The sequence below is a fragment of the Rhodovastum atsumiense genome (assembly GCF_937425535.1).
In the GTDB taxonomy this organism is placed as follows: Bacteria; Pseudomonadota; Alphaproteobacteria; order Acetobacterales; family Acetobacteraceae; genus Rhodovastum; species Rhodovastum atsumiense.
In genome coordinates, this window is the sequence record NZ_OW485603.1 from 163,040 (window position 1) to 175,762 (window position 12,723).

Annotated in this window: 7 protein-coding genes; 3 read left to right on the forward strand and 4 right to left on the reverse strand. The window is 68.2% G+C overall.

From position 1 onward, the window contains the following. Positions 1-85: 85 nt before the first annotated feature. A protein-coding gene (locus tag NBY65_RS30755; protein ID WP_150045318.1) for an IS630 family transposase occupies positions 86-1,155 on the reverse strand; the annotation gives its coding sequence in 2 pieces (ribosomal slippage) (positions 86-669 and positions 669-1,155; 1,071 coding nt in all). Positions 1,156-1,271: 116 nt separating this feature from the next. On the opposite strand from NBY65_RS30755, the gene repC reads away from it, so the two are divergent. Beyond that, a complete protein-coding gene (repC, locus tag NBY65_RS30760) occupies positions 1,272-2,570 on the forward strand; it encodes a plasmid replication protein RepC (protein ID WP_162530912.1) in 1,299 nt (432 codons plus the stop codon). Here repC and NBY65_RS30765 read toward each other — a convergent pair. After that, positions 2,524-2,778: a hypothetical protein gene (locus NBY65_RS30765; RefSeq protein WP_150045651.1), complete on the reverse strand. Its 255-nt coding sequence runs from the start codon at positions 2,776-2,778 to the stop codon at positions 2,524-2,526. The two genes, repC and NBY65_RS30765, sit on opposite strands and share 47 nt — an antisense overlap. Before the next feature lie 54 nt (positions 2,779-2,832). Next, entirely contained in the window at positions 2,833-5,913 is a 3,081-nt protein-coding gene (locus NBY65_RS30770; RefSeq protein WP_150045650.1) for a PAS domain S-box protein, read from the reverse strand. Between the two features lie 278 nt (positions 5,914-6,191). Between NBY65_RS30770 and NBY65_RS30775 the strand changes: the two genes are divergently transcribed. Continuing rightward, positions 6,192-9,620: a PAS domain S-box protein gene (locus tag NBY65_RS30775; protein WP_150045649.1), complete on the forward strand. Its 3,429-nt coding sequence runs from the start codon at positions 6,192-6,194 to the stop codon at positions 9,618-9,620. Positions 9,621-10,244: 624 nt separating this feature from the next. Further along, positions 10,245-11,942, forward strand: a complete 1,698-nt coding sequence (locus NBY65_RS30780; RefSeq protein WP_150045648.1) for a methyl-accepting chemotaxis protein — start codon at positions 10,245-10,247, stop codon at positions 11,940-11,942. A gap of 175 nt (positions 11,943-12,117) precedes the next feature. Here the strand turns inward: NBY65_RS30780 and NBY65_RS30785 are convergent, their stop codons facing one another. Continuing rightward, on the reverse strand, positions 12,118-12,492 hold the full coding sequence (locus NBY65_RS30785) for a hypothetical protein (protein WP_150045647.1): 375 nt from the start codon (positions 12,490-12,492) through the stop codon (positions 12,118-12,120). Between the last annotated feature and the right edge of the window lie 231 nt (positions 12,493-12,723).

Genomic DNA, 12,723 nt, shown 5'->3' on the forward strand with positions numbered 1-12,723 from the left:
TGGTCCCCCTTCACGGAGATCACTTATGGCACATACCGTATCGACTTCGCGACAAACGGGACTTCGCCGTCTCATACCAACCGCCCTAAATTTTGACCGATGCCCAGGCACGCTGAGTGATGGACTTGATGGTGTCTGGGGTAGCCATCAGAAAGTTCCAGGCATCCAGGCAAGCGACCAGGATGGCGTTGTAGCTGTTCCATACGCGCAGACTGAGCTTGTTGGCCCGCAGATATTCCCAGACGTTCTCCATCGGGTTCAATTCCGGCGCGTAGGCTGGCAGGCGCAGCAGGCTGATGTTGTCGGGCACAGGCAGGCGTTGGCTGGGCTGGTGCCATCCGGCCCCGTCACAGACCAACACAGCGTGCGCGCCGGGTGCCACCTGCCGGCTGATCTCGATCAGATGCTCGGCCATGGCTTCGCTGTTGACCGCCGGCATGATGATCGCGGCACCAACAGCCCGTTCGGGGCAGATGGCACCGAACAGGTAGGCAGAATCATGACGATTATCGCGTACCGCCCCCGGACGCGAACCACGCGGCGCCCAAACGTAGGTCAGCGTACCTTGCTGTCCGACCCTGGCTTCATCCTGAAACCAGATCTCGATCGGCTTGTCGGTAGCACCCGGTGGCAGCGCCGCGGTTACCAGGTCGGCAAAGTTTTTTTGAAAGCCTCCTGGGCATCAGCATCCTTCTTGGGATGGCAAGGCCGTGGCTTCAGGGGCACCAGATCCAGCCGATGCAACAACTTGCTGACCGTACGCTCATGGATGTCCACGTCGTAGCGCGTGGCGATCTGCTGGCGGAGGTCAACGCAGCGCCAACGAACTACGCCGTCGCGCTCCGGGTCTGGACCCGCCACCACCAACGCTTTCAGCTCCTGCATCTGTTCGGCCGTCAGCACAGGTGGCCGGCCTTCGCGCGGTTGGTCTGCCAGTCCGGCAATCCCCTCCGCATTATAGCGGTGTACCCAATCCCGCAGCGTCTGCCGGTCCATCCCGCCGGCCGCCGCCGCCTCGGCCCGCGAAGCGCCTTCCAGAACCATCGCAAGGGCCAGCAAGCGACACGACACACGCCCATCCCGCGTGCGCGATGCCTCGCGCCGCAGGTCAGCCGCATCAAACTCCCGCCGCGTGATCGTCACCGCCCGGCCCATGTCCCCTCCCGTCATTTGACCCGACAACCAGAGTGAACCGAACCAGCGCCAGTCCGAAACTCACATAAGAGTCAACACTTTGGGCGGCTGGTATCACCGTGCCAATGCTGGCGGCTATGTCCCCTGCCGGCCAGAAGCAACGTCTTTCACCAGAGACATCGCCGCAGACGATCACGCCCGGCAAGGCGCTGGCAGCCTTCAAGGCGGCAGCACCGTTCCTCGGTTTTCCTTCGCGCATTGTCCATGGCATCGACTGGCTGTTCCGATTCACGCAGTCGCAGGACTGGACCGGGGATTACGACCCAATCGTCTGGCCATCCGCCGCATTGCAGCAGCACGATCTGGATTTGGGGCGGACCCAGGTCAAGACACTCAATCGCCGGATGGCGGAGCTTGGCCTGATTGAAATGCGGGACTCCCCGAATGGCCGCCGGTATGGCCATCGGGACAAAGAGACCGGGGCAATTGTCGAAGCCTATGGATTCTGCCTCGCTCCCCTCCGCCGTAGATACGCGGAGTTCCTCGAAGTTGCTGCAGCCGGCAAGGCCGCCAGAGCCCAACTGAAGGCCTTGCGGCGCCGCGTCAGCATCGCTCGTCGAGATTTCCGGCAAGTTCTTGGTGCCTGCGGAGAGATGAAGCTTCACTCAGATGAATGGCAGCACTTTGAAGAGACGCATAGGGCGTGTCTGACGGCATGCGCTGGAATCGAGATCCCAGAGTCGCTGCTTCCACGCGTCCTCAAGCTGGAGGAAAATCTGCAATGTGCCCGCGATCGTCTCCAGGCAGGCCGGGCGGCTTTGGCCCGTGCGGCTCACCCTGTGAATCCCATGGAAACAGGCCCCGAGGGGCCAGAATACCGGCCCCACCAATATACCTACAAATCAGATCTTGATCGTGAAAACGATACAGTAGCAGCTGCGGGGCGCGAGGACTCGGCATCATCGGCGCTGGCGTTGCCGACGGCGACACCAGCGCCGATGACAACGCCTCGAGTGCCGACGGCGCTCATGATGGGCGCCAGGGACAAAACCGCCGTTCACGACGGCGCAGGCTCAGGACCGACCGCGATGGATCAACCAGAGCCGACATTGCGGATCCACCCGGACGAGTTGCTCAGCCTCGCCCCTCGCCTGCGGACCTATGTTCTTTCCAATGATCCGGGTTGGCCGGAGATTGTCGACGCTGCCGGCCACATGCGGCGTGATCTCGGCATCGATCACCACCTTTGGGGCAAGGCCTGCCTTACCATGGGACGTCACGGAGCCGCAGTTGCACTGGCCATCGTCTCCACCAAGCCGCGTGGCTACTTCCGCTCTTCCGCCGCGGGATACTTCTTCGGGATGGTCGCCAAGGCAAAGGCAGGAAAACTCAACCTCCCCAGTTCCATCTGGGGCTTGCGGAAGACCCGCCAATGAACAAGCGGATTGCGATGATGGTGCTGAGTTGACGAGTGATAGCCAGCTTGGCAACGGACTCCAGCATCAAGGTGGCGATTACGGCGAATGCGAGGCGGGCCAGCCGCTTCAGTCGGCTCGACAGCAGATGGTCGAAGTCAAGCTCACGCACCACGGCGGTCCCGACGGCGATCTGGTTATACGGCGGAGAGCGCTCGATGCAGATCATCCCAAAAGTTGAAGGCGCCGAAATACCCCGGCGCGGTTCACTTGAGCGATGACCTTACCCCGTGGACGCCGCTTCCCCCAGGAGAACGGCAACGCGCTCGGCGAGCGCTTCGCCCTGGACGGGCTTGCGCAGGAGAAAGAAGGTTTCGCTGACGGCTCCAGCGACAGCGATTTCGGCAGCATCCGTGGCGAAGCCGGTGAGCAGGATCGCGGGCACGCCCGGCCTGCGCCGTTGCGCCTCCCGGATCACCTCGATGCCGTCCATGCCGGGCATCGAAAGGTCGGAGATCACGAGGTCGACGGGCTCATCGGCATCCAGCAAGGCAAGCGCGGCAGGCCCGTCCGCGACGGGCACAACGCTGTGGCCCACCGCCTCCATCTCCGCGGCGAGCACTTCGCGGACAAGGCTTTCGTCATCCACCAGGAGAAGCCGCGCCCGCTTCGCGTCCTTGCCCGATGCGGAAAGGCCGGCGGGAGGGGAGACGTCCGTCGGCAGCTCCGGTGCGGCCGGGAACCAGAGCGTGACCACTGTCCCCAGCCCGGGCGCGCTCTCGATGCGGAGGCCGCCGCCGCTTTGCTCTGCGAAGCCACGCGCCATGGCCAGGCCCAGGCCGGTTCCCTTGCCCACGGGCTTGGTCGTGAAGAACGGCTCCGAGGCCCGCGCCAGCGTCGCGGGCTCCATCCCGGCGCCGGTATCGGCAACCGACAGCCGCACGTAGGTGCCCGCCCTCAGCATGACGGGATCGGCGGGACCATGGTCGCGCGCCAGCGTCTCGGCCGCCGCCGCCAGGGTGATCGTTCCTATTCCCGACATGGCGTCGCGCGCATTGGTGGCGAGATTGACCAGCGCGGTCTCCAGCTGGCTTCGGTCGGCCAGCAAAGGCGGCAGCCCGGCATCCGCCTCCACCCGGACCTTGATGCCGGTGCCCAGCGTATGCGCCAGGATTTCCCGCATGTCGGCGAGCAGGGCGGCGGATTCCAGGGGCTCGGCCTGCAGGTCGCTGCGGCGGGAGAAGGCCAGCATCCGCCGGGTCACGGCGGCGCCGCGCGCGGCCGCGCCGAGGACCATGCGGGCGAAATGGCGCACCCTCTCCGTGTCCTCGGGCCTGGTGGCGATGAGGGACGTGCCGCCCTGGACGGTCTGCAGCACATTGTTGAAGTCGTGCGCAATGCCGCCCGCAAGCGTGCCGAGCGCCTCCATGTGCTGGGCGTGGGCGAGCCGGACCTGCGCCGCTTCCCGCGCCGCCACCTCCTCGTGCACCCGGGCCTCCAGCGTCTCCGCCAGGCTGCGCAGGCGCGCTTCGTTGTCCCGCAGTGCCTGCGCCGCCCGGCGCGCTTCGGTGATGTCGCGGATCGTGCCGATGAGGCGCACCGCGCGTCGTCCCCCCGGAGCCGCAGGGTCGGGTGCGAAGAACGCCCGGCCGGTCGCCTCCAGCCAGAGCACGGTCCCGTCCGGATGCAGGGTGCGGTAGTCGGAGACATACGTGTCATCCGGGTCGGCAGGGTCGAGGGCGCGGGCCAACCTCGCCTCAGCTTCGGCCCAGTCCTCGGGCAGCACGGTGCGGGTCCAGGTCCCGTGATCGACCGTTGCCTCGGGAGAGAGTCCCGACAACGCCTTGCAGCGCGCATCCCACTCCAGGACAGCATCCCCCCGCGCCAGGTCCCAGCGCCATGTGCCGAGGCTGGACGCGTCAAGCGCCAGCCGCAGGAGGCTCTCCCGCTCGGTGAGGACCCGGGCGGCCAGGACGCGCTCGGTGATGTCGGTAATCACCACGAGGACGACCGGTTCGCCGGACGCGGTCCGTCCGGGTTCGTATGTGACGGCGTAGTAAGCCTCGGTCTCGCCCGGCGGCGCGGGCTTCGTCAGTTCGTACTCGACGCGCTCGCCCCGGAACGCCCGCACAAGGCGCGGCCGGATCTGCGTCTCGTACATGGGCGCCAGCACATCGGCGACCCGCTGCCCGACGATGTCCGCCGTGGGAAGGCCGAGGATGTCGGCATAGGCCCGGTTCGCGAAGCGGTATCGGTGTTCCTCGCTAACCACCACCAGGCCGACATGGGCGCAGTCCGTCGCGGCGCGCAGCCGTTCCTCGCTTTCCCGCAGCGCCGTCTCCGCCCGGCGGCGCTCAGCCTCGGCCGCGGCGAGGGCGCGCGCCGCCGCGTCCACTTCCCGCACGCCGCTTGCGGTGGCCGCGTCCGGCGCCAGGGCCAAGGCACCGATGGCGGCGGTGATCCGGTGGGACTGGTGCCAGGCGGCAAGTAGTCCGAGAAGCAGCAGGGCGCCACCGGCCGCGGCGACGGCGGCCAGCGATCGCCACAGTCCCGCCTTGAAGGCGGCTTCCCGGGTGCCCATGGCCACCACCCAGCGTGACCCTGGCAAGTGGCTGAACGCGGCGATGACCGGATGGCCATCCAGGGCGGGAGACCGGAACACGCCGCTCTCCGCCATCGCGAAGGCGTGCTTGCCTTCCTCTCGTGCCTTTCTTCCGACGAACGCATCCATCTCGGGCGCGCGGGCCACGACCGACAACTCGCCGTCGAAAAGCGTCGCCACCCAGCCGTTCCCCGGGGGCTTCTGCTGTTCCAGCACGCGACCGAGAGCGGCGGTGCGGAAGACCATCTCGAGGTCGTAGACCACGCGGCCGTCCCGCATGACGGGGACGTCCACTGCGATGATCGGCTCGGAGGCGATGCCGCTCGTGTACAGGTTCGAGACATGCGGCTGCCCGCTCTCGAAGACACGGCGGCTGATGTCGGCGTCGCCTCGCAGCGGAAGCTGGGTGCCGAACGGCACGTGGGAATTCACCAGCATCCGGCCGGATCGGTCGGAAAGCACGAGGCGGGTGCCTTCGGGCCGGGGGACCTGGGCCAGTTGGGCGTGGAACGCCGCCAAGTCCCCCGTGGTCAGATACGGGGAGGTCGCCAGCGTCCGCAGCGTCGCCTGGACCGTGTCCAGTTCCCGCGCCACGACGGCTGCCAACGCCTTGGCGCGATACTGAAGGTCCTGCTCCAGGGCAGCCTCGCCGGACCGCCACAGGAGGACAGCGCCCCCGGCCGCGACGGCCGCGAGGGGCACCACCAAGGCCAGCACGAGGGCGACAAGTCGGATCCTTATGGTTGGGACGGCCTTCGGCATGGCCAACTTGTAAGAGCTATGGGCGCATTGCCGCAATCTCGATATCACTTTCGTAAAAGGCAGAATCCGCAGATATCACTCTTGGTTGCTTACATTTTTGACTTCTTGCTGCTTGCATGGCGGCGCCTTGCGAAGGGTCACTGCTTTATGAATATTGGTTTCAACCCAATTCTCGTAATTGGATTGTATGATACTGCTTGATGTCGGGCTATAAATCACAAAATTGTGAATTCATTGACCGGCGCGCATGATGTCCGCCGAGTGGGGGAACACCAGCCTTGAGAAGCCTCGTCGGCCGCTGGCTGCTCATCACCTGCCTGGCCCTCCTCCCGGCGCTCGCCCTTCAGACATGGACCGGGTTGAGCGAGCACCAGGCACGGCAGCAGGCGGTGCAGGACGAGGCGCTTCGCCTCGTGCACCTCGTCTCCTCCGAGCAGCAACAGGTGGCGGAGGGGGCGCGGCAGCTCATGACCGCGCTGGTCAACCTGAGCGCTCTCCGCGCGAACTGGAAGAACGACTGCGCTCCCTTCTTCCCGAACCTGCTGCATCAGTTCCCGCGCTATGCCGCCGTGGCCGCGACCGACCTCGACGGCCGCGTCGTCTGCTCGTCCCGACTGGCGGACATCGGCAACGAAACCGGGGACCGGGCCTACTTCCGCCGTGCCATGGCCCAGGACGACATGGTGGCGGGCGACTACGTGGTCGGCCGCGACTCCGGGCGGCCGAGCGTCCACTTCGCGCAGCGCTATCGCAATCCGGACGGACAGGTCGAGGGCGTCATCAGCATCGCCCTGGACCTCGGATGGCTGCAGAAGCGCCTGGACGCCCTGCCGCTGCCGCAAGGCGCCGCGGCCTTCATCACCGACACCAGCGGCACCGCCCTTGCCCGGCGCCCCGACCCCGGCCGCCACATCGGACAGCGCGTGGCGGCGGGAATGCGCGAGATCCTGGAGGGCAGCGAACTCAAGGTCCGGGAAGCGACCGGTCTCGACGGCGTCAAGCGGGTCTACGGCTTCGGTCCCTTCGACGTCGAGCCGAAGGGCTTCGGCATCGCCGTCGGGCTGGACAGCGCGGCGACCTTCTCCGCCATTGCCGCGGAGAGCCGCCGGGCCCTGGCGTTGCTCGCGCTTAGCGCCGTCCTCGCCCTGGCCGTGACCGTCGCGGCCGCGGGGCCGATCGTGCGCCGCCCGATGGCGCGGTTGCTCTCCGCAGCCGCACGCTGGCGCGAGGGCGATTTCTCGGCGCGCATTGGCCTTGGGAACGACAGGTCGGAGTTCGGGCGCCTGGGCGCCGCCTTCGACGCCATGGCCGAGGCGACGCAGGAACGGGAGCGCGCGGTGCTCGAGACGCAGGCTGCGCTGCGCGGGAGCCAGGCGGAACTCAGTTCGATCCTGGGCACCGCCGCGGAAGGCATCGTCGTCGCCCGCGCCGACGGCCGGATCGTGTCGGCGAACCGGGCCGCGCTGCGCATGTTCGGTTACGACCGGGCCGAGGAGCTGGTCGGCCGCGCCCTCGGCGTGCTGATGCCCGCGGCCGAGGCGGCGCGGCACGGCGCCTCTATCGCCGCCCACCGGGCCGGCGCCCCGCCGCGCGTCATCGGCGTGCCCGGGCGGGAGCTTATGGCCGTCCGTCGCGACGGCTCGGAATTCCCGATCGACCTCTCGGTCAGCTCCTTCGGCGGCGACGGTCGGCGTTGCCTGACCGGCATCATCCGCGACGCCACCGCCCGCAAGCAGGCCGAGGCGGCGCTGCGCGACAGCGAGGCCCGGTTGCGGCTGGTGCAGCAGGTCGGCGGGGTCGCCTTCACCGACCGCAGGCTCGCAGAGAACACGGCGCTCGTCTCCCCGGAGTTTGTCCGCCTCTACGGCCTGCCGCCAGGCCAGACCCACATCTCGGCGGCCGCGTACTCCGCCCTGGTCCATCCGGAGGACCGCGACCGGATGATCACCGAGGCGGGCGACGTCTACGAAAAGGGCGGCGGCTTCGCGTCGGAGTTCCGCATCCGCCGTCCCGACGGGACGGTGCGCTGGGTGGCCATGCGCGCCGAGGTCTTCCCCGGGCCGGACGGAAGGCCGGAGCGCGCCATCAGCGCGCAGCAGGACATCACCGAGATCGTCGCCGCCCGCGAGGGCTTGGCCGCGCGCAAGGAGGAGCTGGAGCGGCGCGTCGCCGAGCGTACGGCTGCCTTGGCCGAGGCGGAGACACGGTTCAGGGCGATTTTCGACTCTCAGTTTACATTCATCGGCCTGCTCTCGCCGGACGGCATCCTGTTGGAAGCGAACCGCACCGCGCTGGAGGCGGCCGGGCTGCAGCGGGAGGACACCGTCGGCAAGCCGTTCTGGGAGACCGGCTGGTGGCCCGCGGCCGAGCGCGACCAGCTGCGCCGGGAGGTCGCCGAGGCCGCCGGAGGCGCGGTGATCCGCCGCGAGGTCGAGATCACCGGCGCGGGCGGGCGCGGCATCTGGATCGACTTCTCGCTCAAGCCGGTGCGCGACCCGGCCACCGGCGAGGTCGTCTGGGTCATCCCCGAGGGGCGCGACATCACCGAGCAGCGCACCCTGTCGGGCCAGCTCGCGCAGGCGCAGAAGGTCCAGGCGCTCGGTCAGCTCGCCAGCGGCATCGCCCACGACTTCAACAACGTCCTGCAGGCCGTCTCCGGCGCAGCGCTGCTGATCGAACGGCGCCCTGGCGATGAGGAGAAGACAAGGCGGCTCGCCCGCACGGCGATCAACGCCGCCACCCGAGGCGCCTCGATCACCCAGCGCCTGCTTTCCTTCGCCCGCCGCGGCGAGCTGCGCACCGAGGCCATTGCCACCGCCGAACTGCTGGACGGCGTGCGCGAGGTGCTGGCCCACACCCTGGGTACGTTGATCACCGTGCGCACCGAGGCGGCCGACGGCGTGCCACCGGTGCTGGCCGACCGCGGGCAACTGGAGACGGCGCTGGTGAACCTCGGCACCAACGCCCGCGATGCCATGCCCAACGGCGGCACCTTGACCTTCCGGGCGGAAGCGGTGCGCATCGCGGCGGGCGAGGCGTCTTCTGCCGACCTTGCGCCGAGCGACTACGTGCGGATCGACGTCAGCGACACCGGCTCCGGCATGGATGCCGCCACGCTTGCGAAGGTGACCGAACCGTTCTTCACCACCAAGCCGCCGGGGCAGGGCACCGGCCTGGGGCTGCCGATGGTCAAGGAATTCGCCGACCGGTGCGGCGGGAAGCTGGCGATCGCCAGCGCCCCCGGTGCGGGCACCACGGTCAGCCTGTGGCTGCGTCAGGCCGGGGCGGAGGCCGTGCCCGGCCGGGACGACGAGAACGGGGACGCGCGGGCGGGCGTGCCCCCGGCCCGAATCCTTTTGGTGGATGACGACGACCTCGTGCGCGAGACCCTGGCCGCGCAGCTCGAGGACACAGGCTTCGCCGTCCTCGCGGCGGCAAGCGGGGCCGAGGCGTTGGCGCTGCTCCAGGCGGGGGAGGCGGTGAGCGCACTGGTCAGCGACCTGTCCATGCCTGGCATGAGCGGCGTCGAGACCATCCAGAAGGCGCGCCGCCTCCGGCCTGGCCTGCCCTGCTTCCTGCTGACCGGCTACGTCGGCGAACGCGCGGCGCTGGCGGCGGAGGACGCCTTTACCCTTGTCCGCAAGCCCGTCGCCGGCCGCGCTCTGGCCACCCGCATCGAAGCGAGCCTCGAGGTCATCGGGGGATGACCGGCTCAGCGCCCAGCGGGAACGACAAAGGTCGCCAGGAGAACGGGAACGGTCGTGAGGGAGATCGGCGCGGGACTTGGCCGCGCCCGAATGACATTCCGCGGATTCTTCGCGTTCACGGTAACGCAAAGTGCCCGCTCTCCACCCGGCAGCGAACTGGCCGAGCCACCCTTGCCATGCGAGCGTGAATGAAGGCCGAAAAAATACCTGAATAGTTAAAGTGCCTGGCGACATGTAAAAAGCCGAAATGGCTGACAGTTTTCATCTGTGGTCCATGCATGCATTAAAAACCGGCATGCAGAAGTCCGATTTCTCTTGCTTCACGGCAAACGGCACAATTACAAAGTAACTCAACTTAAAGTTGCTGATTCCCTTACCGCAGCCACCCCGGTAGTACGGTTCGTGACGGTCCGCCACCGGGGACCATGCCCCTGTCGGGCGGCCGTTTGGCGCAGGTGCCCTGCGAGGGAGACCCGGATCGATGCCGCTTCAAAGTCGCCTCCGCAAGTCGCGCCGCGCCGAGCCCGCAAGAGATGACCATCCTCCGATGGGCACGGAAACGGAGCGCCCCCGTCCCGCTCCGGATTCTCCGGCAGGCGTCGACGCCGAAAGGACACGAAAGCCATGCTTCGCCTCTACGCGAACCTGAGACTGCTCACGAAGCTGGTGATCCCGGTCGCGCTGCTGGTCGTCACCAGCGCCGCTGTCGTCCTGCTGGCCCGCGACGGCATGAACACGATTGCCGCCACCACGGCCCGGGTCGTCGACGTCTCGGCCGTGCGCGTCGTCAGGGCGCTCTCGCTTGCCGAAATGCTGAACGATGCCGCGGTGCAGGAGAAGAACGTCATCATCGAGAAGCGCCCGGAGCAGATGCGCGTCTACGCCGACTCCCACCGGAAGGCACTTGACGAGGCGTCCGCGCTGATGGACGCCATGATGGCCATGTCCGACACCGAGGTGCGCCGCCAGGCCAACGCCGCGATCCGCGACAAGCTGGCCCGGTTCAGCGAGCTGTCGCGCAAGGTGGTCGAGCTCGGGCTGAAGGACGAGAACGACGCCGCATTCCAGATCTCCGCCAACGAAGGGCGCGCCGCGCGGCAGGAGCTGATGAGCCTAGTGCGCGCGCGCGTCGAGGTCAGCCAGGCGAACATGACCCAGGCAAAGGAGGCCGCTGCCGCCGAGGGCGCGGCCACGGTGCGCAACTTGGTCATATTCGCGGCGATCGGGCTGGCGGCGGTGATCGGCATCCTCGCAGGAGTGGTGGTGTTCCTGGTGTCGCGCCCGCTCGCGCGGGTGACCGGGGCGCTGCAGCGGCTGGCCGCGGGCGAGCTCGAAGTAGCGGTGGACGGGGCGGACCGGCGCGATGAGGTGGGCCAGCTCGCCCGCGCGCTCCAGGTGTTCAAGGACAACGCGCTGGAGATGAAGCGCATGGAGGAGGCGGGGAAGACGGCGAAGGCGCGGGCGGAAGCCGAGCGCTTGGCCGAGCGCCACCGCCTCGCCGACGGGTTCCAGGCGAGCGTCGGCGGAATCGTCGACGCGGTGGCTGCGGCGGCGACCGAGATGCAGAGCACGGCCAAGGCGATGACCGGCTCGGCCGAACACACCAGCCACGAGGCGACCATGGTCGCCGCGGGGGCCGAACAGGCCACCGGCAACGTGCAGACCGTCGCCTCGGCGGCGGAGCAGTTGTCCGCCTCGGTGCAGGAAATCGCGCGGCGGGTCGCGGAGTCCTCGCAGATCGCGCAGGGTGCCGTGGACGAGGCGGCGCGCACCAACGGCATCGTGCATGGGCTCGCCGACGCGGCGCAGAGCATCGGCGAGGTGGTCGGGCTGATCCAGAGCATCGCCGGGCAGACCAACCTGCTGGCGCTGAACGCCACCATCGAGGCGGCGCGCGCAGGCGACGCTGGCAAGGGCTTCGCGGTCGTGGCCGGCGAGGTGAAGAGCTTGGCCGCCCAGACCACGCGCGCCACCGAGCAGATCCGCACCCAGATAGAGGGCGTGCAGAAAGCCACCGGCCAGGCCGTGGAGGCGATCGCGGGCATCGGGCGGACCATTTCCCGCATCAGCGACATCGCCACCGGCATCGCCGCGGCGGTGGAGCAGCAGGGGGCAGCGACGCGCGAGATCGCGGGCAACGTGGCGCAGGCGGCGCAGGGCACGGGCGACGTGTCGCGCACCATCGTGGGCGTGACCCAGGGGGCGACAGAGGTCGGATCCGCCGCCGAGCAGGTCCTGGCCAGCGCGACCGACCTTTCCCGCCAAGCCGAGACGCTGCGAGCGCAGACGCTGCGGTTCCTTTCCGAGGTGCGGGCGGCCTGAAGGCGCCCACTCGCGCGGGATTTGAAGGCTGTTCGCCGGGACCAAGGAAAAGGCGGGACCGGGGGAGCCGCGAAGCCGGAGATTCCGACCCGGCGGATTGGGCGGGCAGCTTCCTCGCCCACGCCCCCGGCAGCACAATCATCGTCCGCACGTAAGCGTCAGCCGATGCTTCCAATTACCCACAATTTGGCTGCATCAGGTTTGCTCCGAGCACCATGTCCATGAGGCGGGACCAGCCGCGCCACATCACGACGTTGCCGGGCGGCGGGTCACGCGCGCGGGCGAGGTAGCCGCCGAGGCAGGCGACCTTCATGAGGTAATGTGCCAGGGTCTTCTCGGTGGGGATGGTGGGTCGGTCACGCACGACTCGGTCAATGACGATGATCTCCGCCTCGGTCAGCACCGACCGGGGTGGGGCGTCTGGCGCGGTCCTGTTGATCATTGTTGCCCAGAAGATGCGCCAGCCAAGGATGCAGAACACCGCGACCAGCTTGGCCAGGCGCTCAGCGGTCCGCAGTCGTGCCGCCTCGACGCGGCAGCCGGATTTCAAGACCTTGTGGAAGAGCTCGATATCCCATACGTGAAGCCGCTGATAGTTTAACCGACTCGGCGGGACCGCCGAAACTCGGCCGCGAGGCGCTCCAGGCGCTGGTTCGTTGGCTGGGATCCCGCGATGAGCGAATCCGGTCAGCCGATATGGTCGATGCTGCCGGAGCCGCAGCGACGCGCGGTGTTGCGTCTGCTGGCCCAGATCACGCTCCGTCGCGGGCAGATGATGACC